This is a genomic window from Hirschia maritima DSM 19733 (genome assembly GCF_000378345.1).
Classification (GTDB): domain Bacteria; phylum Pseudomonadota; class Alphaproteobacteria; order Caulobacterales; family Hyphomonadaceae; genus Hirschia; species Hirschia maritima.
On sequence record NZ_KB899546.1, the window covers coordinates 470924 to 492409 of the forward strand.

The 21486-nt window shown below is 44.1% G+C and carries 19 protein-coding genes; 10 read left to right on the forward strand and 9 right to left on the reverse strand.

The features are described from left to right. Positions 1-56 precede the first annotated feature (56 nt). Positions 57-1892, reverse strand: a complete 1836-nt coding sequence (gene typA / locus F551_RS0110570; protein ID WP_018997483.1) for a translational GTPase TypA — start codon at positions 1890-1892, stop codon at positions 57-59. 267 nt (positions 1893-2159) lie between these two features. Here typA and F551_RS0110575 point away from each other — a divergent pair, with 267 nt between their 5' ends. Next, positions 2160-3830 (forward strand): methyl-accepting chemotaxis protein, encoded by a 1671-nt coding sequence (locus F551_RS0110575; RefSeq protein WP_081621179.1) that lies wholly within the window; start codon positions 2160-2162, stop codon positions 3828-3830. Positions 3831-4033: 203 nt separating this feature from the next. After that, the gene (locus tag F551_RS0110580; protein WP_018997485.1) at positions 4034-5704 is read left to right on the forward strand and encodes a methyl-accepting chemotaxis protein; all 1671 of its coding nucleotides are present in this window, start codon (positions 4034-4036) and stop codon (positions 5702-5704) included. 160 nt (positions 5705-5864) lie between these two features. Here the strand turns inward: F551_RS0110580 and F551_RS0110585 are convergent, their stop codons facing one another. Next, positions 5865-7355 carry a methyl-accepting chemotaxis protein gene (locus F551_RS0110585; RefSeq protein WP_018997486.1) on the reverse strand — a complete coding sequence of 497 codons (1491 nt, stop codon included), beginning with the start codon at positions 7353-7355 and terminating at the stop codon, positions 5865-5867. A 191-nt stretch (positions 7356-7546) separates the two neighbouring features. Further along, complete coding sequence (locus F551_RS0110590) at positions 7547-8671, reverse strand: glycosyltransferase (protein WP_155825911.1); 1125 nt, start codon at positions 8669-8671, stop codon at positions 7547-7549. Positions 8672-8884: 213 nt separating this feature from the next. On the opposite strand from F551_RS0110590, the gene F551_RS0110595 reads away from it, so the two are divergent. Together F551_RS0110595 and F551_RS0110600 are read left to right on the forward strand one after the other, a co-directional pair. Then, positions 8885-10180, forward strand: a complete 1296-nt coding sequence (locus F551_RS0110595; protein ID WP_018997488.1) for a glutathione S-transferase family protein — start codon at positions 8885-8887, stop codon at positions 10178-10180. 25 nt (positions 10181-10205) lie between these two features. Next, positions 10206-10835 carry a rhomboid family intramembrane serine protease gene (locus F551_RS0110600; protein WP_018997489.1) on the forward strand — a complete coding sequence of 210 codons (630 nt, stop codon included), beginning with the start codon at positions 10206-10208 and terminating at the stop codon, positions 10833-10835. 143 nt (positions 10836-10978) lie between these two features. On the opposite strand, the gene F551_RS0110605 is transcribed toward F551_RS0110600, so the two are convergent. Next, complete coding sequence (locus tag F551_RS0110605; RefSeq protein ID WP_018997490.1) at positions 10979-11488, reverse strand: Hsp20 family protein; 510 nt, start codon at positions 11486-11488, stop codon at positions 10979-10981. Between the two features lie 219 nt (positions 11489-11707). Between F551_RS0110605 and F551_RS0110610 the strand changes: the two genes are divergently transcribed. The 3 genes from F551_RS0110610 (at position 11708) to F551_RS0110620 (ending at position 14155) form a co-directional block, all read left to right on the forward strand. Continuing rightward, positions 11708-12598, forward strand: a complete 891-nt coding sequence (locus tag F551_RS0110610; RefSeq protein ID WP_033404961.1) for a class I SAM-dependent methyltransferase — start codon at positions 11708-11710, stop codon at positions 12596-12598. A gap of 198 nt (positions 12599-12796) precedes the next feature. Next, positions 12797-13099, forward strand: a complete 303-nt coding sequence (locus F551_RS0110615; protein ID WP_018997492.1) for an SCP2 sterol-binding domain-containing protein — start codon at positions 12797-12799, stop codon at positions 13097-13099. A 123-nt stretch (positions 13100-13222) separates the two neighbouring features. Further along, positions 13223-14155 carry an alpha/beta fold hydrolase gene (locus F551_RS0110620; protein ID WP_018997493.1) on the forward strand — a complete coding sequence of 311 codons (933 nt, stop codon included), beginning with the start codon at positions 13223-13225 and terminating at the stop codon, positions 14153-14155. Between the two features lie 15 nt (positions 14156-14170). Here F551_RS0110620 and hisN read toward each other — a convergent pair whose 3' ends face one another. From hisN to F551_RS0110635, 3 genes are all read right to left on the reverse strand, one after another. Continuing rightward, a complete protein-coding gene (gene hisN, locus F551_RS0110625) occupies positions 14171-14989 on the reverse strand; it encodes a histidinol-phosphatase (protein ID WP_018997494.1) in 819 nt (272 codons plus the stop codon). Positions 14990-15147: 158 nt separating this feature from the next. Further along, positions 15148-15546, reverse strand: coding sequence for a helix-turn-helix transcriptional regulator (locus F551_RS0110630; protein ID WP_026296780.1), 399 nt, complete (start codon positions 15544-15546; stop codon positions 15148-15150). A 376-nt stretch (positions 15547-15922) separates the two neighbouring features. Continuing rightward, a complete protein-coding gene (locus F551_RS0110635) occupies positions 15923-16867 on the reverse strand; it encodes an N-formylglutamate amidohydrolase (protein WP_324603030.1) in 945 nt (314 codons plus the stop codon). Between the two features lie 128 nt (positions 16868-16995). Here F551_RS0110635 and cpdR point away from each other — a divergent pair, with 128 nt between their 5' ends. After that, complete coding sequence (cpdR, locus tag F551_RS0110640; protein ID WP_155825913.1) at positions 16996-17358, forward strand: cell cycle two-component system response regulator CpdR; 363 nt, start codon at positions 16996-16998, stop codon at positions 17356-17358. A gap of 96 nt (positions 17359-17454) precedes the next feature. Then, positions 17455-18639, forward strand: a complete 1185-nt coding sequence (locus F551_RS0110645; RefSeq protein ID WP_018997498.1) for a BaiN/RdsA family NAD(P)/FAD-dependent oxidoreductase — start codon at positions 17455-17457, stop codon at positions 18637-18639. Positions 18640-18648: 9 nt separating this feature from the next. Here the strand turns inward: F551_RS0110645 and zapA are convergent, their stop codons facing one another. Together zapA and F551_RS0110655 are read right to left on the reverse strand one after the other, a co-directional pair. Continuing rightward, positions 18649-18975, reverse strand: coding sequence for a cell division protein ZapA (gene zapA, locus F551_RS0110650; protein ID WP_018997499.1), 327 nt, complete (start codon positions 18973-18975; stop codon positions 18649-18651). Between the two features lie 49 nt (positions 18976-19024). After that, on the reverse strand, positions 19025-19336 hold the full coding sequence (locus tag F551_RS0110655; protein WP_018997500.1) for a DUF4164 domain-containing protein: 312 nt from the start codon (positions 19334-19336) through the stop codon (positions 19025-19027). A gap of 138 nt (positions 19337-19474) precedes the next feature. Here F551_RS0110655 and tkt point away from each other — a divergent pair, with 138 nt between their 5' ends. Then, positions 19475-21460 (forward strand): transketolase, encoded by a 1986-nt coding sequence (tkt, locus tag F551_RS0110660; RefSeq protein WP_026296782.1) that lies wholly within the window; start codon positions 19475-19477, stop codon positions 21458-21460. Positions 21461-21486 lie beyond the last annotated feature (26 nt).

A 21486-nucleotide genomic window follows, 5' to 3' on the forward strand; every position in this document is an offset into this window, starting at 1 on the left:
AAAGCCCCGCCAGAATTCTAGCAGGGCTTAATGGTAATGATAGTTTGCGTTGGCGATTAGCCGTTAGCATTTGCCTTGGCTGCACGTTTTCTGTCGTTTGGATCAAGGTGAACCTTACGCAAACGGATGTTTTCTGGAGTTACTTCCACTAGTTCGTCATCTGCAATGTATGCAAGAGAGCGTTCTAGAGTCATTTGCATAGGTGTCGTTAGGCGGATAGCTTCATCTGTACCTGATGCACGCACGTTAGAGAGTTTCTTTCCTTTCAGGACGTTCACTTCAAGGTCGTTGTCACGTGTGTGCTCACCAATGATCATGCCTTCATACACTTTCACACCAGCACCAATCATCATTGGGCCACGGTCCTCAAGGTTAAAGAGGGCAAACCCAACAGATTCACCTGTTCCGTTTGAAATAAGAACCCCAGTGTGGCGGCCTTTGATAGGGCCTTTGTGAGGTGCGTATTCGTGGAAGATCCGGTTCATTGTGGCTGTACCACGTGTATCAGACAGCAATTCACCCTGATAACCAATTAGACCTCGAGAAGGGGCGTGGAAAACAAGACGTGTGCGGCCACCACCAGATGGGCGCATTTCGATCATGTCAGCTTTACGCTCTTGCATCTTCTGAACAACGATACCCGAGTGCTCATCATCCACATCGATAACAACTTCTTCGATAGGCTCTTGGCGGTTTCCTGCTTCGTCTTCTTTGTAAACCACCTTCGGACGAGACACACCCAGCTCGAAGCCTTCACGGCGCATTGTTTCAATAAGAACTGAAAGCAAAAGTTCACCGCGACCAGACACTTCGAATGCTTCTGCATCAGTTGCGCGCTCCACTTTTAGGGCAACATTACCTTCTGCTTCTTTTTCTAGGCGATCCCAGATCATGCGGGAGGTCACTTTAGAACCTTCAGTTCCGGCCAAAGGTGAGTCATTCACGCGGAATGTCATTGTAATGGTTGGCGGGTCGATTGGTTGGGCTTGGATAGGTTCTTCAACTGACGGCGCACATAGTGTGTCAGCCACTGTAGCTTTGGCCATACCCGTCAAAGATACGATATCTCCAGCCACACCTTCGTCAATTGGTGATTGTTCAAGACCACGGAAAGCTAGTACTTTAGATACACGGAATTGCTCAATAAGAGAGCCGTCTCGTGATAGAGCTTTAACCGTTTGGTTTGGTTTCACAGTTCCAGAAGCGATACGTCCGGTTAGGACGCGTCCAAGGAAGTTGTCAGCTGAAATTGTCGTCGCAAGAAGACGGAAGTCACCTTCTTCTGTTTTTGGCTCTGGCACGTGGTCGATAACCATGTCGAAGAGGGCACCCATGTCCTCTGTCGGTTCGTTATAGTCCGTGCTCATCCAACCATTTTTGGCTGATCCATAGAGGATTTTGAAGTCGAGCTGTTCGTCAGTCGCATCAAGGCTGGCGAAAAGGTCGAATACTTCATCAATCACGCCATCAGGACGACGTTCTGGCTTGTCGATTTTGTTGATGGCAACGATTGGTTTCAAACCAACTTTAAGTGCTTTGGAAACCACAAATTTAGTTTGTGGCATTGGGCCTTCGGCGGCATCCACAAGAACGATACAACCATCCACCATGTGAAGGATACGCTCAACCTCACCACCAAAATCTGCGTGTCCGGGTGTGTCAACGATATTGATGCGTGTGTTTTTCCAAACAACGGATGTGTTTTTAGCAAGGATGGTAATACCGCGTTCGCGCTCGAGGTCGTTCGAGTCCATCATTCGTTCAGAAGTGGCTTGGTTCTCACGGAAAACACCAGACTGCTTAAGAAGGCAGTCAACGAGTGTTGTCTTACCGTGGTCAACGTGAGCGATAATAGCGATGTTGCGCATCGAAGTAGTTTGGTCGGCGGTCATGTAACGTCTTCCGGGGAGAATAAAATACTTGGATGTGACGAAACATTTCGCACATCGTTTGCGCGCGACATACAGCAAAGAATCACTTTTGGCGACCCCTGATGTAATTTGGAATATTTTTGATGCTTAAAAACACTCGTCTAAGTAGTGAGTGAGAAATTGAGGTGAGGTTATCAACTCAAGGAAGAAATTTGGTTAATGTTAAGGCCTTATTTATTAGTAAAATTTAGTTTGGACGAAGTGTGTTGAAAAGAGGCAGCTTCTTCCATGTCGTCGATTAAGTCCCGCATTAATAGTTTAGTTCTGTTATCAGTCTTTGGACTGTTGTCAGTGGTTGTAACTTTTTCCTGGCAATCTTTTAAGGATGTACAGAAGCAAACGCACGCTCAGCTCGAGTACATCGTTGAAGCTTCAATTAAAATCTTAGAAATGCAATACGGAAGGGTAATTGCAGGAGAAATTTCGGAGGTTCAGGCTAAGAAAGAGTCTTTGGATGTCCTAGCCGCAGTGCGTTACCGAAACTCAAATTATGTGTTTGTGTCGGATACAGAACACATTTTGCTGATGCATCCGATTGAAGTGCAATGGAATGGTGCTTTTGTTGGTGATTTTCAGGACCCAGAAGGAAATCTTGTATCTCACCAATGGGTTGATGCTGCCCTATCAGGAGAACATGTATTTAAGTATGTGGCTACAGATACAATCAATAATGAAGTAAACAATAAGGTAGGATACGCAACCTATTTTGAACCTTGGGATATGGTTGTCGTAACGAGCGCACTCGAGAAAGAGTTAAATGTTGCATTGGGAAAACTTGCCCTCGAAGCCGTTATCTTTTTAATCGTAATCGGTGGGGTTGTAGGCGGAATAGGGCTAAAAATAGCCTCATCCATAGTTTCGCCACTGACTAGCTTAGCTCGCTCAATGGACAAATTGTCTGATGGGGATGTCAATGCTGAGGTTACTGGTATCGATCGGAAAGATGAAATCGGGCCTATGGCAAAAGCTGTTGTGGCATTTCAAAACAATTTGGTAGAGAGACAGCGTTTAGAAAACAAAACCACTGAAACCGAGCAGATTTTGACGCGGCGACAACGTCGAGTTGATCAGCTGATTAGCGCATTCCAAAATGAAGCGAATAATGATTTTCAGGAAATGTCTAAACATGCAAATGAACTTAAGCATTCGTCAGAGAAATTGCTTAAATCAGCAGCGGAAACAGACGATAAATCTACGCGCGCGTCTGAGGTTTCCAATGATACATCAACTAATGTTCAGACAGTAGCGGCTGCAGCTGAAGAATTGTCTGCATCGGTTGCAGAGATCCATGGCAATGTTCAAACTAACTATGATACAATTGTGCAGACTTCTGAAAAATCTAAAACCGCAAATGTACAGGTTCGCGAACTAGCGGAAGCTGTTGCTCAGATTAGTGATGTAGTCGATCTAATTGCGGATATTGCCGAGCAGACGAATTTATTGGCGTTAAATGCCACGATTGAAGCGGCCCGAGCTGGTGACGCTGGTAAAGGGTTTGCTGTGGTTGCGACCGAAGTTAAACAATTGGCAGATCAAACAGCTCGTGCAACCAATCAGATTGGCGGTCAGATTAATTTGGTTCAAGGGTCGACCGAGCAAACTGTGACATCAATTGAGAACGTGACGAATTCTATGGAGAGGGTTCTTAGTGCGATGCAGGAGATATCTAGCGCAGTGGAAGAACAGGGGGCTGCCACAAATGAAATCAGCCGCAATGCTTCCTATGCTGCACAAGGAACCCAGGAAGTCGTTGAGAATTCGCGTTCCGTGACTGAAGTTGCGCAGAGTACAAATTCCTCCGCGATTTCAGTAGAAAGTGTTTCGGATGAGCTTTCTAGAAAAACAGAACAAATGCAAAATCGAGTCGATGCGTTTTTAAAAGATGTCGCTGAGGCTTAAATTAAGGCTCATGTTTGACAAAGGTTATAGAAATAACTTTGGAAAGAGCTGTTCAAGATAAGCGCAAATAAGAAATTTGTTCAAAATCAAACAATCAAAATTAGTTGAAAATGCAACCTAAATAAGAAATTTAGTTAACCTTAAAGGCTTATTTATTTATTTTTGAATATCCTCAAGAAAAGTCATGTTTTGAGGTTAGTGCGATGCTTTCAATAAAATCTAGAATTTTGTCTATCGTGTTATTATCACTTACGACTATTGCTGTGATTATCGGGCTGTTATCCTGGCTGAATTACAAGAATGTTGAAAAGCAGACTTTTGATCGTGTGAGGAATGTTGTTGAAGCATCCGTGACGATTATCGATGGATATCACCAAAAATACTTGGCAGGTGAAATGACTGAGAACGCTGCTCGTTCGGCGGCGTTGGAAGTTTTATCCAACATGAAATATGAGAATGACAATTATATTTTTGTTTTGGATACCAGCCATCACATAGTCATGCTTCCCATAAGACCTGATTACGTCGGGCAAGATCTTACTGACTTTAAAGATAAGAATGGTTTGTACACTGCAAGAGAGTGGGTTCGGATAGCCAAAGAGGGCGGTGGTATCCTGCGGTATATCTCCAAGACTGCAGTAGATACTCCTTATGTACCGAAAGTGGCGTATTCAAAATTATATTCGAATTGGGACTTAGTTGTTCTTTCTTCCATGCATGCTGAGCATTTGAACAAGGAGTTGATTTCTTCTTTCGTCAGAGGTGGCGTTTTTTTAATTATCGCGGGAGGAGTAGTTGGATTTGTATCATTGAAAGTAGCTCGTTCAGTGATTGAACCTCTGAATAATTTGGCTGGAGAAATGACAAAATTGGCATCAGGAAATACTTCCACAAGTATCAAAGGGATGGATCGCAAAGATGAGATAGGGCCCATGGCCAATGCAGTGTTGGCATTTCAAGATAGTATGATTGAAAGAGAAAAATTAGAGAACAAAAACAAAGAGACTGAGCAGTTTCTTACAAACCGGCAACACGAAGTTGATCGCTTGATAGATAAATTTCAGGAAGAAACGCACAAAGATTTTCTGGATATTGCGACACATGCAAACGAGCTTAAAACTTCATCTCAAGAGCTTCGCAAATCTGCCGCTGAAACGGATGATAGATCTACACGTGCATCTGAAGTTTCCAATGATACATCAACAAATGTTCAGACAGTAGCGGCGGCAGCTGAAGAATTGTCTGCGTCCGTTTCTGAGATACACGGCAATGTACAAACGAACTATGATACAATTGTGCAGACTTCAGAAAAATCTAAAACCGCAAATGTACAGGTTCGTGAACTTGCGGAAGCTGTTGCGCAGATTAGTGATGTTGTCGATCTAATTGCTGATATCGCCGAGCAGACGAATTTATTGGCGTTAAATGCCACGATCGAAGCGGCCCGTGCTGGTGATGCGGGTAAAGGGTTTGCTGTAGTTGCAACTGAAGTTAAACAATTGGCCGATCAAACAGCTCGCGCGACCAATGAGATTGGTGGACAGATTAACTTGGTTCAAGGTTCGACCGAGCAAACTGTGACATCAATCGAGAGCGTAACAAGTTCGATGGACAGCGTGCTCAATGCAATGCATGCAATATCAAGTGCGGTAGAAGAGCAGGGGGCTGCAACAAATGAAATCAGCCGCAATGCTTCCTACGCTGCAAAAGGAACTCAGGAAGTCGTTGATAACTCTCGATCCGTAACCAAAGTGGCTCAAACTACGAACTCATCTGCTATATCAGTTGAGAGTGTGTCAGATGAACTATCTCGTAAAACAGAACAGATGCAGGTTCGTATTGACGGGTTCTTGAAAGAAGTCGCGAATGCCTAAATTTGAAGGTTTAGCTTTTCAAATACATCAGAGTGAAAGACTGTCTTTCACACATAAAATATGAATGGAATTATGTACTCCAAAAAAAGTGCCCGGCATTCTATTCGAATACCGGGCCCCTTCTATTTAATTTGAAACTTCTGTCTGATTCTTATCTAAATTAAGATGCAATTCTTGAAGACGTTGCTCTTACGGTATTGGTTGCATCTTCGATTTCACGGCTTGTTGCTGCGATATCTTTGATTGAACCGTTGATTGATTCAATACTAGTTGCAACGCCGTGCATTGAATGCGTGATTTCTGATGTCACACTGGATTGCTCTTCAACTGCAGTTGATACGGCAGAAGCCACATCGTTGATTTCTGCAATCAGGCTACCAATGTTAGAAATTGCATCTGCTGCTTGTCCAGATACCAGCTGAACATGAGAGATTTGTGCAGAAATCTCTTCAGTCGCTTTTGCTGATTGATCTGCTAGCCCTTTAACTTCAGATGCCACAACAGCAAACCCTTTACCAGCGTCACCGGCGCGTGCTGCTTCGATCGTTGCGTTCAATGCTAGAAGATTTGTTTGTTCGGCAATATCGTTGATTAAACGGATAACTTCCGAAATCTTACGAGCAGATTCTGTTAGGCCGCCAACAACACTGTTTGTCGCCTCAGCTGTTGCCACGGCTTCTTGAGTAGCGTCAGTTGCTTTGGAAAGTTGAGAAGCGATTTCACCAGCTGATGCTGACAATTCTTCAGCTCCGGCAGCCATAGCTTGAACAGAAGCAGTTGCTTCTTCAGAAGCAGCTGCAACGCTAGTTGATTTGGCGGCAGATTCTGCAACATTTTGTGCAATGGTGTTCAAGTCTGTATCGATTTGTTGAGAAGTTGCTCTGCGCTCTAAGCGTGCAGCGTATTCTGCTGTAATATCAGATGCAAATTTCACAACGCCAGTAACGTTTCCATTTTGATCGAATATTGGATTATAGCTTGCTTGTATCCATATTTCGCGACCACCTTTGGCAATGCGGCGATACTCGGCTGTTTGGAATTGACCTTGGCGAAGCGTTTCCCAGAAACGTGCATATTCCGCACTGTTCTTTTCCTCTGGTGCCACGAACATTGAGTGGTGTTGGCCAACAATTTCACCAAGTTGATAGCCGACTGCGCCGGTAAAGTTTTCGTTGGCGGTTACGATTGTGCCATCTGGTTTGAATTCAATAACGGCTTGCACGCGATTAATAGCGTCAATTTGCGCTTTGGCTTTCGCTTCACTCATTTTGCGTTCAGTAATGTCTGTTGCAAATTTGATGACTTTATAAACTTCACCACTGCCGTTTAAGAGTGGATTATATGTAGCTTGAATCCAAATATCTTTGCCGCTTGCGCCTATGCGTCTAAATTCGGCGGATTTGAATTCGCCTCTAGCAAGCTCATTCCAGAAAGATTTGTATTCAGCAGATTGTTGATCTTCGGGATAGACAAATAGTGAGTGATGCTTTCCTTTTATGTCGCCCAATCTATAACCGACAGTCTGAAGGAAATTTTCGTTCGCAGTGATGATTTTTCCATTTGGTTCAAACTCAATGACTGCTTGTGAGCGATTTAACGCATCCACTTTTGCTTGATTGTCTTTGTTTCCAGATTTAGATGCGCCTAGCATTATACGTTACCCTTCAAGCCCTCTAAAGATTGTTCAATTCCAACAAAAGTTGAATAAAATTTCTTAAATAGTGATCCAATGTGATGAAGGACTCGTAAAAATTATTTGGTCTATTTCTAAATAAACATGCGTTAAGCTATTTAATGTGTAAAAAAATAAGCCAGCTTCGTTAACAATTCCATTAATCTAATTCAATTTTGTGAAGAGATCATATTGCTTAGAATTGTTTCAAGAGATTTTGATTGATTTTGAAGATTGAACATTTTCTTGGAGTTTGTTTCTCCGTTTTGTCCAAACTTGGTGATTGTTTCTGGCGAACACAAAAGATCTTTTAAGCGCCTAGCGAAAGCGATATGGTCGTTTTCTTCGACTAGGTAGCCGGTGTTTTTGTCTAGGATACATTCAGGGATGCCAGCATGACGCGTCGCGACAACTGCACATGCAGAAAGTTGAGCTTCTATACACACCATTGGCAATCCCTCTGCATCACCTGACACTGCTCGTTTTGAAGGGACACAGACAATTGAACTTTTTGCAAAATGCTCCGGCATGTCTTCAGAGTCTACCCAGCCGGGGAGGTTGGCTTCAATGCCTGCTTTGACGAGATGCTGCGACAGCTCAGGTTTGAGAGGGCCTTCCCCAAGGAGGCGGACTTCCCATCCTTCCAAATCATCTTTGAGTAAAGTCAGAGCGGATATAAGTGTATCAATTCCCTTTTTTTCCACCCATCGGCCAGCAAACAAAATGATTTTCTTTTTCTCAGACTGAGAAAATTTTGTGGGATCCACGCCATTATAGTGCACACGCATTTTGGGTTGCGGGCAACCATGTATGCGTAATTCATTCTCTATGAACTTTGATACAGGCAGGATTAGAGATGCTTCATTCCATAGTGATTGTCGGCGACGATTATAAACTCTGAAAAAGCTGTCCTTAGTATTTGAATGCTTGGTTGCGTCACCACCATGATATGTGACGACCAAAGGAATGTTGAGGGCTTTTGCCAAGGGCAGGGCATATGCACCCGATTTTCCAAAATGAGCATGAATTAGAGCAGGTTTTTTTTGTTCTAATCTGGTGAGAAGTCTTCTGGACACTCTGCCAAATTGTTTAAAGCCCATTTCTCCGAGAAGTCCGTGAGATTCTCCCAGTTTAATAAATTCACTTCCTTCAGGAGCAGGCCCTCGAATGTCATGGCCAATATATATCGGTTTGAGCCTAGTAAAATGACTGTAGCTTCTTTGGATAAAGCTTTCAGATGGTGAAAACAGTTTATCTGCGTAGACAAGAATATTGGTAGGCGATTCTGAATTCACGTTTTCATATTCCTGCAGATCGAAATGGCTTGGATAGTGTGTTCTGTAGATAAAGCGCAATTTGAACAAGGCTGTCCAGCACACTGTTTTCAATATTCTAAGGTAGAAACTGTCGTTTTAAAGCTAAAACCGAAGCCGAGACGAGTATAGCGGGTTGCTTTGATGTCCTTGAAAGCGTAGCTTCCGGCTCGATTTTTAGGAGATACATACAATATGAGCGCGTCCTATCGTCTCTTTGGTGCGGAAACATCCGCTTTCTCAATCAAGCTTAGAAGTTACATGCGTTATAAAGGCCTGGAACATGAATGGCTTGTGCGCACGGCGGAGAATGAAGAGACACTTCAGGAAGTGGCTCGGTTTTCGACTTTACCTGTTTTGGTGACATCAAATGGTTTTGCGGTGCATGATACAACACCCACCATTGATGCATTGGAAGCTGACACACCTTCGCCTGAAGCAACGCCAGATGATGCGGCTTGTGCATTTCTAGCAGTGGTGTTGGAAGATTATGCTGATTTATGGCTGTCAAAATCCGTGATGCACTATCGTTGGGGCCGTAAAAAGGACCAAAAAGAAGCAGCTGCACGCGCAATTGATGAGTATTTCGTCGAAGAAAAGCCAGACAATCGTAAAGAATTGATCCAAGATTCAATTGCTAGAATGACTGATTTATTCCCCAGCATGGGTTTGAATAAAGAGGTCGGTAGTATCGTTGAAAAAAGCTTCAAACGGTTTGTGAAACTTTTGAATGCACACCTTGAAAAGCACTTATGTATTTTCGGTGGTCGACCTTCCGTTGCTGATTTTGGACTGGCTGCTCAATTAAGCCAGTTGATGAAAGATCCAACACCGGCAAAGATCATCGAAAAAGAGGGCCCTTTTGTAAAAGCTTGGTGTGAATTCATGGATGACCCCAAAGCTAACGGGCCGTTTGAGTCTTTCGGAGACTTAAAAGATACTTTGACTCCGATTTTCAAAAAAGAATTGGGTGTCACGTTCTTGCCATGGGCTGCTGCAAACTTAGAAGCTTCTTTGGCGCGTCAAGACGAAGTCACCGTAACACTCGGCAAGGATGAATTGTCTCATACGCCACTGCGTTCTGCAGCCAGGTCTTTCAAAGATGTTCGTCGTAAATTTTCAAACCAGTCCGAAGAAGAAGCTTTGTTGGCATTCGTTGAGGAAGTTGGCATTGGTGAATTCTTGCGTCGCCCTGAACGACCCAAAAGGGATGGCGATGAAGGTGGTCGTGGTCGTCGGCGTGGTCGCCGCAGACATAATCGACACAAGAAAAACCGTGATGGTGATGAAGTTGCTGTTGCGGCAGTGGGTGGTGAAATGGTGGCAGAAGCTACTGAGACTAGTGAAAACACTACATCTGCTGAAACTTCAGCGACGGATGTTGCAGAGGTTAAAGTTGAAGTTTCTTCATCTAAAAGTGAAGAGCCTAAGGCTGAACCTTCTTCTGAAGTTGTTGAAGCGACACCAGCTAGCGAATCTAAAGAAAATTAGAAAGTAGCTTAGCTAGGGGGATGTCATGTTCGAAATTTTGATGGCCGCACCCATTACATTTGCAATCATTATTGCAAATGTTGCGTATTCAATGATCGGTTTTTCAAACAGTAATTTTTTTGAAGCCAATTATTTGCGTGTGGATGAAATTGTAAATAAGAATCAATGGTATAGGCTTTTGACGTCAGGTTTTTTGCATGTCGGCCCGGGGCATCTGCTCCTCAACATGCTTACATTGTTCTTTTTCGGCCCCTACCTTGAGTTGAGGTTGTTGGGGCCCACAAATTATTTGCTTGTCTATTTTGCGGCTCTCATTGCTGGGGGAGCATGGGCGGTGTTGGAGAATTACAAGCGCTTAGACTATTCGGCCGTGGGTGCGTCGGGGGCGGTTTCAGGCATTTTGATTTCGTTTTGCCTGTTTGAACCATTCTCGATGATTTATTTGTTTATGATTTTGCCGATGCCTGCAATCGTATTTGGGATAGCGTTTATCTCTTATTCAGCGTTTGCATCTGGAAATGAAGAATCTAGAATTGGACATGAGGCGCATTTAGGAGGCGCTGTAGCAGGTCTTTTAGTGACAATGCTTCTCTATCCAGGGATAATGACAAAATTGGTGTCCCAAATTACCGGAATTTTCGCCGGTCTTGGTTAAACAACAAAAAGCGATACCGAGCTTACTCTAGGGAGGGGCAGAGCAGTCGATATCGCTTACCTGAAGCGGGGGAAATTCAGGGGCAGTTTAGAATGAACGAAATATCAAATTCATCTAACGCCTTGTTCTATTGAGAGCCTTCTTTAGGCTACATCAATCTCTGTAGTTTCAGACGTCGCTTCACCTTCAATGGTCTTTGGTGAATTTGCAGCAGCGTTGCTGTTTCCAATTGCGATCTTGCGAGGTTTCATTGCTTCTGGAAGTTCTCTAACAAGGTCAATCCGGAGCAAACCATTTTTCAAATTGGCCTGAGTAACGATAACGTGATCAGCGACTTGGAAACGGCGGACAAAACCGCGCTCAGCAATACCACGATGAAGGAAGTTTCGTTCACTCGAATCTGAAGAGGTATCTGGACCTGCTTTTTTTCCAACTACGGTCAATTGGCCTTCTTTGATTTCGATCTCCAGATCATCCTCAGAGAAACCCGCAACTGCTATCTCTATAGCAAATGCATTTTCGTCTAATTGTTCAATGTTATAAGGGGGATAGCCCTGTGCACCATCTAGTCTTTGCGCAGTGTTTATAAGGTTCGCCATCCGGTCAAAACCTACCATCGTGCGGTATAGTGGCGTTAAATCAATCGTGCTCATAATCTGTCCTTCTCTAAGCAACAGGTGCGATCCGGGTGTCGATTGTATCCGGCGTCGCGAATTTAAAACATCAAGCGTTGTGCAACATTTGTTCATCACTTCGCTCGAGAGACCCGTAATCGGCGTCTCTGGATAACATGTAGGAGTGATTTTAGGGTGTTCAAGAGGTATAAAATGGTTAATGTCCGAATTATTGCATTTTGGTGGAGGGAAACACCCATGAAACTTAGTAAAATTATGTTGGCTAGCGTAGCAGGTCTTGCAGTAATGGCGTGTGAGCCGGCTGAAGAGAGTACTGTGAAAACTGAAGAGGCTGCTACATCGGTTGAAGCGGCTCCTGTTGCGGAAGTTAGCCCGCTGGACGCTGCTCTAGCAGGAGACTGGAGAGTAGCCAAAGAACGTGACGCTTGGCGTAACCCAAAAGAAACGCTTGAGTTCTTTGGTGTTAAGAGCTCCGATACAGTTGTAGAGATTTGGCCAGGTGGTGGTTGGTATACGTCAGTTTTGGGGCCATATCTGAAATCAGGAAATGGTAAGTTGATTGCAGCTTCTTTTGACCCTGCAGGTTCTGACTACGCTAAGCGCGGAGTTGAAAAATACACATCTGCATTTTTAGAAAAGCCTGAAATTTATGGTGACATTGAGCTGACTGTTGCATCAAAAGACTCTGACGGATTGGGTGTTGAGGGAACTGCTGATGTTGTTTTGACATTCCGCAATGTTCATAACTGGATGAAGGGGCAGTATGTTGAAAAAATGCTATCTGACTCATTCCGCGCTCTAAAACCGGGTGGAGTTTTGGGTGTAGTTGAACATCGCCTGCCATCCGGGGCAGAGCAAGATCCCGAAGGTAAGAGCGGATACGTACATGAGTCACTTGTTATTCAAATGGCTCAAGAAGCAGGATTTGTTTTTGACGGCAGTTCAGAAATAAACGCCAACTCTGCAGATACTGCAGATCACCCATATGGTGTTTGGACGCTTCCGCCAGTTAGCCGTTCTCCTAAAGAAGGAGAAGATGGTGCAGCTGATTTTGATGCAGCCAAATATGTTGCGATTGGTGAATCAGATCGGATGACCCTGAAATTTGTAAAACCTGCTTCCGAGTAAAATTTAAAACCTGCTTGCTTCTTTGGGAGGCGAGCAGGTATATATTTAATCAAATTGTAAAATTTCTTTGCGGTTTGGGGTTTCCCTTTACCCAAGGAAATAAAGTAACAACAAATTATAGAGTTGCAATTTCTATCTTTAAGTAGAGATTGTATATAAAACACAACCCTTATTTGGCCTGTGGAAGGAATTTACGATATGGATTTGAACGAAATTACTGCAAAGATTTCTGATGTTATATCTTCAGGTGCTGATTTTGATAACACAGTAAAATTTGACTTTGGTGATATCGGAAAATTGTTCATTGATGGTGCGAATAGTGCTGTTTCCAATGACGATGGCGACGCTGACGCAACTATTTCTGTTGATTTTGACGATTTCAAAAAGCTTGCTCAGGGGCAAATGGACCCAATGATGGCATTCATGCAAGGCAAGCTAAAAGTTTCAGGTGACATGAGTGTCGCAATGAAGCTTCAAGGATTATTCTCAAGCATGAGCTAGTCAGCTTAACTAATCCAGCAGCATTCATGCCCGGGATATTATTTCTACGGGCATGATTGTGTAGAAATTTAATTTCTTTGAGTTATATCTCGAAGATATTGAACTGGAGGCGAGCGGTTACTTATGAATGAATTTGTATTGATACCGAATAACCCAGTTCCTGAGTTTGCTGAGACTTTCTATTTTCACGATGATGAAAATAACAAAATGCGAGGTTTGTTTGCGCGAGCAAGTTCGAAATTTTCCTCTCCACGCGGCACAGCTATCGTTTGTCCTGGTAGAACAGAACCTATTGAAAAACATTTTGAGGTGATACGTGATCTGCAAGATCGCGGTTTTTGTGTTGTGGCCTTTGATTGGCCGGGGCAGGGTTTGTCTTTTCGCTTACTGGATGACCCTCTGGCGGGGTATGTTGATAGTTTTGATCGATACATAGAGGCCTTGCAAAGAGGTTTAAATGTGATCGAAGAAAAACTAGAGGAGGGGCCCAGAGTTGTTCTGGCTCATTCTATGGGAGGCGCAATTGCGCTAGAGGCAATACGTCGGCAAGTATTAGATGTGGATGCAGCCGCATTTTGCGCGCCAATGTGGGGTTTGAAAATTGCCAAAGTTCTACACCCATTGGTTCCGATTATGTGTAAACTTGGTTTCTCTCAAAAAATCGTGCGCGGGCACACTCATAACGAGACTTTTAAAAACAACATAATTTCAAATTATGAACCAAGGTGGCGCATTCAGCAGGACTTGAATGCAAAGAATCCCGAAATTGCATTGGGAGAAGTGACTTGGGGGTGGGTCAGAGAAGCACTCAGTGTTTCAAAAGGATTTGCGAAAGCTAAATCTCTGGAACATCTACACATTCCAATGATGGTTGCGTCAGCGCAAGAAGAAGCACTGGTAGACAATAATACTCATAATTCCATTTCAAAACGCATTAAATCAATGGAACACATCAATGTGGCGGGGGCCAAACATGAAATTTTGATGGAAACTGATGCAAGACGAGAGCGGTTTTTTGTAGCATTTGATAAAATGCTAGATAGGGCGGGCGTTTAACGAAATAGAGGGTCTTTATGTATTGAAGGCCCGCGCAGAACGGCGAAGGGAAATCAATGCTTCGTCTAATATTTCTTGGTTTGCAGCGGCCACTATTTGTCCGCCTAATGTGGCTGGGTTACCTGCCCAGTCGGTCACAACACCTCCGGCATTTTCAATAACTGGTATAAGCGCCGCAACATCATAAGATTGTAAGCCCGCCTCTGCGACCATGTCCATCGTTCCGGCAGCTACGCGGGCATATGCGTATGCGTCTAATCCATATCGAGTAAGTTTGGCCGTTGCGCGCAAATGTTCAAATGCACCGCGTTCTGGTGGCGTAAAGATAAAGTAGTCGGTCGTCGCAAGAATTGCATCAGTAAGTTTCGAGCAATCACGCGTTTTTAGAAGAGTCTTTTCTCCACCTTTTTTGATCATGTATGACCCAGAAGGTGTGCCGACATACCGCTCTTCAAGATAGGCTTGATCTATCACACCAATGATCGACTTATTATCTTTAACAAGACCGATCAGTGTGGTCCAGACTGGGAGACCAGACATGAAGGCGCGAGTGCCATCAATTGGGTCTAGATACCAAGTCCATCCGCTAGTGCCGTCTTTATAGCCGTATTCTTCACCCATAATGGCATCATCTGGGCGCTCTTCATCGATTACCGCACGAATTGCACGTTCTGCAGCTTTATCTGCTTCTGTAACCGGGTCAAAGCCAGAGCTAGCCTTGTTGTCAGCTATTGATCCTTCACCTCTAAAATAAGGTAAGATAGCTTTTCCAGCTTCATCGGCTAGTTTTTCAGCGAAAGTGGTGAGTTCAAGAAGTGTGCTTGCATCAGTCATGCAATTGAAAATGCCGATACCTGCCTAAGTTTGCAAGTTGAATTTCATGCATTTGAAGAAATATAATGCCCACACTGTAGGTAATCATTTATTCGCACAACTATAGGCAGCGCAAAGAAGCTGCCCATAGTGATGAGTGCTAAATTTAGTCAAAGCCTTTAGGCAACGCCTTGGCCTTTGTTGTCTTCTTCAAGTGCTTTTGCAAGATCCAATAGACGACGACGTGGACGTTCACTCAAACGGTAGTAAGCACGCACAAGTTCTAGTGTTTCTTTCTGGGAAAGAATGTCACCTGAAAGTGTGTCATTGCCATCATTTGCAGGAGCTTGCTGACCATCTGGAGCTAGACCGTCGAAGAAATAGCTGACATTCACTGTCAAAGCATTTGCCAAATCAAATAGGCGGCTAGCAGTAATGCGGTTGGCACCACATTCATACTTTTGTATCTGTTGGAAACGCACACCAATTTCTGAAGCGAGATCTTGTTGGGTCATTCCAAGAAGACGACGTCTACGACGAAGGCGTTTTCCTACATAAATATCTACATCTGTTGCCATTTTTAACACTCCGACCATGCGGATACGCTGGATAACGTATCATTTAAAACCTGTCGGAGTTGACTGAGCAATCTACGGGCCAAGTGCAGGAAAAGCTCAAAAATATTTGATATCATGGTAAATTTAACCATGGAGACAGGGCTTGTACGAAATAACTGGTCAATGGAAAGGCAGGGTTGTCGGAACTGCAAAAAATTTGAGCGCTTAATCAGAAAATCTAATTTCAGATGTGAATCTTATTGAGATTACCTAGGGATAGAAGGCATAAGGATTGGGCTGGCGTTCGCGCCGCAGACGTTCTGATTTGCTAGAACGTTTCCTCCCTATTGAAACTTTAAGGCCACGCTTTTGCGTGGCCGTTTTTTTTGGAGGAGCGTTACATGTTTGCAGGGGTTTTGGGAGCTATCATGGTTGCCCAAGTGTTAAGTTTTGCAAAAATTGAATTGATGTCAGACTTCAACTTGTCTGCATTTTCAGTGAGAAGCACTTTGTCTTCATCTAGATAAAGCTTCCGATTTATTTCGATTTGCAGAGCGTGGCGCTGTTTTTCTGGCTTCCCTTGAGACTGGGTAACGTAACCACCTGCATAAGGGCGGTTTCTAGCAACAGAATACCCATGTGCTGAGAAGGCGTCTTCAATTTTTTGGGTTAATTCAGCAGAACAAGATCCCCCAAACCTATCGCCCAATATGATGTCTGGATATTCAGAGCCGAGCTCACTTTGAGACGGCATGGAATGACAATCGATCAGAAATGAAACACCAAAACGCACTCTCGTCTCATCGATCAGCTCGTTCATCGTTGTGTGGTAGGGCAAATAAATCGTTTGCAGACGCTTATTGATTTCTTCAGGTGTGAGTTTGCGTCCATAAATCTGTTTGCCTGAATATGCGATACGAGGAATACAACCCAACCCTGCCTGAACACGAGGTGTGCGATTGGGGCGCGGGGTTTTGATTGGCGGATCAATAATATGGGCGTCTAATTCGTTTGAAGCCCGATTTAGGTCTAAACAAGCTCGTCCCACTAAGGCGCGAATGAAGATTGAGCCAAGTTTTGGTGTCTGGTCAAATAAGAAGTCGACATATGCATCTTCGACTCGGCGCAAATCCATGTGGTCAGCAATGCAGGCACTGAAAAAGGATCGTGGGTAGCATCTTCCAGAGTGAGGAGAGGCAAATACCACGGGACTCGTTTGATGGTCGGGACGAGAAACAACATAACTATCTTCTGAATCATCGAGTATCTGCCGACAGTTTAGGTCGGTCATTTGTTTTGATAGATGTTTGGATGAAGTGAGATTACTATGCATTCTTCCCATATAATCCGTGACGTAGCGACATTGCAATCGGTGATGTTAAGGAAGTTGTATTAGAATCTTCATAGGAACTTTACTCAATTATGAGAAGTTTGTTACACTAAGAGTCAAACGGTGTGGTGAGATAGGACATTATGGCCAAAATTATTCTTGCAGAAGACGATAATAGCTTGCGCGGTTTTCTTGTGAATGCGCTGAAAAAAGCCGGACACACAGTTCGTGACTATGATGATGGTGAAACTGCGCTGGGAGCGCTTCAAGAAGAAGTGTTTGATTTGCTTCTGACTGATATTGTGATGCCAGGGTTAGACGGTATTGAGTTGGCGCGTAAGGGTGCAGAACTAGATCCTGCAATGAAGATTGTATTTATCACAGGCTTTGCAGCTGTTGCATTGTCTAACGGTAGCCCCACACCAGCCGGTGCAAAAGTGTTGTCAAAGCCTTTCCACTTGCGCGAGCTTGTGGATGAAGTAGAGCGCGTAATGGCTGCTTAAGGGTATCTTATAATCTTACCAAAGGCCGCTAAGTTCTGCTTGGCGGCTTTTTTTATTTGGCTTAGCGGTGTTTCTGAATTGTGTTCCAAGGTAGTTATGTCTTCTGAAAATTATGATGTTATTGTTCTTGGTGCTGGGGCAGCGGGATTATTTAGTGCGATTGAGGCTGGAAAGCGTGGGCGATCCGTGTGCGTGATCGATCACTCGAAAAAACCTGCAGAGAAAATTCGTATTTCGGGTGGAGGGCGCTGTAACTTCACCAATGTAAATGTGCATCCTTCTCGATTTATTTCTCAAAACCCGCATTTTTGTAAATCTGCTCTCAAACAGTATACGCAGCATGACTTCATTGCTCGTGTGGAAGAGCGAGGAATTGAATATCACGAAAAAACATTAGGGCAGCTATTCTGCGATAAATCTGCGAAAGAGATTATCGATATGTTGCTAGATGATTGTGAGACGAATAAAGTTGATATCAAGTTGAACACTCAAGTGTTGGACGTGTCCAAACGTGATACGGAATTTTATATCAAAACCAATTCCGGCGGAATGCACTGTGAATCGCTGATTGTTGCAACAGGTGGATTGTCGATCCCTAAAATGGGAGCCACACCATTTGCATATGAACTTGCAAAGCAATTTGGATTGAAAATTATCGATCCGCGTCCCGGATTAGTGCCCTTCACATTCGGTGGTGAGTTACTTGAGCAAATGTCTGAATTATCAGGTGTATCTGTAAACTCTCGTATGGATACTGGGCAGGTTGCGTTTGAAGAAGCTCTTTTGTTCACACATAGAGGTTTGTCAGGGCCTGTGTCTTTGCAGGCTTCATCTTATTGGCAACTCGGCAATGAAATCGAAGTTGATCTTGCACTAGGTGTAGATGTTCTTGAGCTGTTGAAAGAAGGTCGAAAATCTGCTCCCAAAAGACAGCTATCGAGCATTTTAGAAGGCTTTCTTCCTTCAAGACTTGCACAAATGATAGCTGATCAAACTTTTGGTGAAGTCCGGATGGCCGATCTTTCAAATGCAAAATTGGAAGATATTGCCAAGCGTGTGTCCAATTGGAGATTAAAGCCTGTCGGGACAGAAGGGTATCGAACTGCTGAGGTAACTATCGGTGGTATCGATACAAATGATTTATCCTCAAAAACCATGGAAGCCAAAGAAGTCCCGGGTCTTTTCTTCATAGGAGAGGCGGTGGATGTGACCGGTTGGTTAGGGGGGTATAATTTTCAGTGGGCTTGGTCTTCGGGTTATGTTGCTGGATTGAACGCCTAAACTTGAGATTTAATGCGCTCTGTCGAGATGAGCTGACAGCGATTCAATGCGTCCTGCAGCATCAGATAATGCTTTAGCAGCGCGTTGTTCTATGGCTTCAATGCGCTCATCAAGAGAATTTACACCGGCACTTTGTTCTGCTTCTTCCAATTCGTCCAGCAACGACAAAGATGCCGCGAGGAAAAGCTGCTCAACACCGATATCACCCATAACTTGTGCGAGTTCAACAACACGCTCATTTAAACGCGCGCCCAATTCTTGAAGACGTTTTTCTTGGCCTTGTTCGCACGATATTATGTAACGTTTCTTATTTATGTTTAGTTCGGCTTTGCTCATGCTATCACCCCTGAAGCTTGGATATTTATCAAATCTGAATTCCCACAAATCAGACTTTACCCAAGGCCTCCCTAACTTCCTTAATCGCTGCGCCTAAAGCTGTTGAAGCTTCATCGGCCAGCTGTTGTAATTCTTTTTCTCTAGCTTTAGCACTGTCTAGATCCATCGCCAGTTTTGCGCGATCTCGTCTCAGTGCTTCGGCTTCTCTTTCTGCAGGACGAGAAGCATCTAGCCTTTCCATTACGCGATCAATGCCACCTGTAAGATTGGTAATTGCATTGTTTAATCGACGTTCAGCTTGAGCCAGAATATCGTGTTCTTGCACTTTTGCGCCTTTTTTATTCTGATAATACTCATCCATGTTAACTATTTTGCTTCACTAAGCTGTTGGATGCAATCAATTTTTGCAATAGCAGACGATGAAAGCTTTACGACTTGGGTCTTGACGTAATTTGTAATGCGTTTAACTCACCTAAAAAAACATCACAGGGAAGCCATTATGAGTTCATCAGCGGTCGCTAATCGCGATATGGCAAATGCCATTCGTGCACTTTCTACAGATGCCATTGAAAAGGCTGGAATCGGGCATTTAGGTTTGCCTTTGGGGATGGCGGATGCGGCGACAGTGCTGTTTACTCAGTTTTTGAAATACGATCCCACTTCACCAAAATGGCATGACCGAGACCGTTTTGTTCTATCGGCTGGTCATGGGTCGATGTTGATCTATTCATTGCTTCACCTGACAGGTTATCCATCTGTATCGATGGAAGACATTAAACAATTTCGTCAATTGGGATCAAAAACACCGGGTCACCCTGAGAATTTTGTCACCGAAGGTGTGGAGACAACAACAGGTCCACTGGGACAAGGTATTGCAACGGCGGTTGGAATGGCAATCGCAGAACGCAGCATGAATGCGCGTTATGGCGATGAACTGGTAGATCACTATACATATGTAATCGCTGGTGATGGGTGCCTTATGGAAGGTATCTCGCAAGAAGCTATTACCCTAGCTGGGCACTTAAAGCTTGGTAAGTTGATTGTTCTTTTTGATGATAATGCCGTGACGATTGATGGTGGAACTGACGTTGCAGATTCCACAAAACAAACTGCACGATTTGCAGCATCCGGCTGGGATGTTGAGGCGATTGATGGTCACGATCCTGAAGCAGTAGCAGCGGCGATCAAAAAGGCACAATCCAAAACAGATCAACCGAGTATGATTGCTTGTAAAACTACGATTGGTTTTGGTGCACCTACTTTTGCTGGTCAGGGTAAGGCGCATGGTGGTCCATACCCAGCGGATGAAACAGCGGCTTTGCGCGAGAATCTTGGTTTACCAACTGAGCGTTTCTTTGTTGAATCCGATGTGCTTTCTGCTTGGCGTGAAGCTGGTATCCGTTCGGTTGACACCAGAAAAGCTTGGGAAGCTCGTTTGGAAACTTCAGCAAACGGCGCTGAATTCACTCGCGCTATGGAAGGTAAACTGCCTGCTGGCGTAGAAGATGCGATTAACGCGCACAAAAAAGAAGTTGTTGAAGGACAATCAACTAAAGCAACTCGTCAATGGTCCGGTGCAGCGCTTGAAGTGTTGACGGGAGCTGTTCCAGAAATGGTTGGTGGATCAGCCGATTTGACTGGTTCCAACAACACAAAAACATCACACACAACTGCTCTAAACAATGATGATTGGGCAGGGCGCTATATGCACTATGGTGTGCGTGAGCATGCAATGGCTGCTGCTATGAATGGAATGGCGCAGCACGGGGGCGTTATTCCTTATTCTGGAACCTTCCTAGCATTTGCTGATTATTCTCGTGGTGCAATCCGTTTGGGAGCTCTGATGGGGGAACGTGTCATTCACGTGATGACTCACGACTCAATCGGACTGGGTGAAGATGGTCCAACGCACCAACCTGTAGAGCATGTGGCTTCATTGCGCGCCATGCCAAACATTTATGTTTTCCGTCCATGCGATGGTGTGGAAACAATGGAAGCTTGGCAAGTTGCACTGAGCAAGGAAGAAAGCCCGTCAGTGCTGGCTTTGACACGTCAAGGAGTTCCTGCCGCTAGAACAGTGCACACAGAAGAAAACCTAGTCTCAAAAGGTGGGTATATTCTGAAGGACGCAGAAGATGGCATGGCACAAATTGTGCTAATCGCTTCAGGGTCTGAAGTGGGACTCGCTTTGGATGCACAGGCCAAGCTTGCTGAGCAAGACATTAGCGCACGCGTTGTATCAATGCCATGCATGGAATTGTTCTTTGAACAATCTGACGCATATCAAGCTGAGGTATTGGGCGGTAATGTTCCAAAAGTTGGTGTAGAAGCCGGTGTTAGATTTGGGTGGGATTCAATTATTGGGTCAGACGGTGAATTTGTTGGTATGACAGGTTTTGGTGCTTCTGCGCCAGCTAAGGATTTGTTTAACCACTTCAATATTACGTCTGACGCTGTAGTAGATGCTGCATTAAAGCAAATCTAATTGGGTCGTAAATATTGATAAAAGTG

What these genes read in the sequence shown, in the direction of transcription:
- typA (WP_018997483.1), bottom strand. Translation starts at nt 1,892, where the DNA reads ATGACCGCCGACCAAACTACTTCGATGCGCAACATCGCTATTATCGCT.
- F551_RS0110575 (WP_081621179.1), top strand. Translation starts at nt 2,160, where the DNA reads ATGTCGTCGATTAAGTCCCGCATTAATAGTTTAGTTCTGTTATCAGTC.
- F551_RS0110580 (WP_018997485.1), top strand. Translation starts at nt 4,034, where the DNA reads ATGCTTTCAATAAAATCTAGAATTTTGTCTATCGTGTTATTATCACTT.
- F551_RS0110585 (WP_018997486.1), bottom strand. Translation starts at nt 7,355, where the DNA reads ATGCTAGGCGCATCTAAATCTGGAAACAAAGACAATCAAGCAAAAGTG.
- F551_RS0110595 (WP_018997488.1), top strand. Translation starts at nt 8,885, where the DNA reads ATGAGCGCGTCCTATCGTCTCTTTGGTGCGGAAACATCCGCTTTCTCA.
- F551_RS0110600 (WP_018997489.1), top strand. Translation starts at nt 10,206, where the DNA reads ATGTTCGAAATTTTGATGGCCGCACCCATTACATTTGCAATCATTATT.
- F551_RS0110605 (WP_018997490.1), bottom strand. Translation starts at nt 11,488, where the DNA reads ATGAGCACGATTGATTTAACGCCACTATACCGCACGATGGTAGGTTTT.
- F551_RS0110610 (WP_033404961.1), top strand. Translation starts at nt 11,708, where the DNA reads ATGAAACTTAGTAAAATTATGTTGGCTAGCGTAGCAGGTCTTGCAGTA.
- F551_RS0110615 (WP_018997492.1), top strand. Translation starts at nt 12,797, where the DNA reads ATGGATTTGAACGAAATTACTGCAAAGATTTCTGATGTTATATCTTCA.
- F551_RS0110620 (WP_018997493.1), top strand. Translation starts at nt 13,223, where the DNA reads ATGAATGAATTTGTATTGATACCGAATAACCCAGTTCCTGAGTTTGCT.
- hisN (WP_018997494.1), bottom strand. Translation starts at nt 14,989, where the DNA reads ATGACTGATGCAAGCACACTTCTTGAACTCACCACTTTCGCTGAAAAA.
- F551_RS0110630 (WP_026296780.1), bottom strand. Translation starts at nt 15,546, where the DNA reads ATGGCAACAGATGTAGATATTTATGTAGGAAAACGCCTTCGTCGTAGA.
- F551_RS0110635 (WP_324603030.1), bottom strand. Translation starts at nt 16,867, where the DNA reads ATGGGAAGAATGCATAGTAATCTCACTTCATCCAAACATCTATCAAAA.
- F551_RS0110645 (WP_018997498.1), top strand. Translation starts at nt 17,455, where the DNA reads ATGTCTTCTGAAAATTATGATGTTATTGTTCTTGGTGCTGGGGCAGCG.
- zapA (WP_018997499.1), bottom strand. Translation starts at nt 18,975, where the DNA reads ATGAGCAAAGCCGAACTAAACATAAATAAGAAACGTTACATAATATCG.
- F551_RS0110655 (WP_018997500.1), bottom strand. Translation starts at nt 19,336, where the DNA reads ATGGATGAGTATTATCAGAATAAAAAAGGCGCAAAAGTGCAAGAACAC.
- tkt (WP_026296782.1), top strand. Translation starts at nt 19,475, where the DNA reads ATGAGTTCATCAGCGGTCGCTAATCGCGATATGGCAAATGCCATTCGT.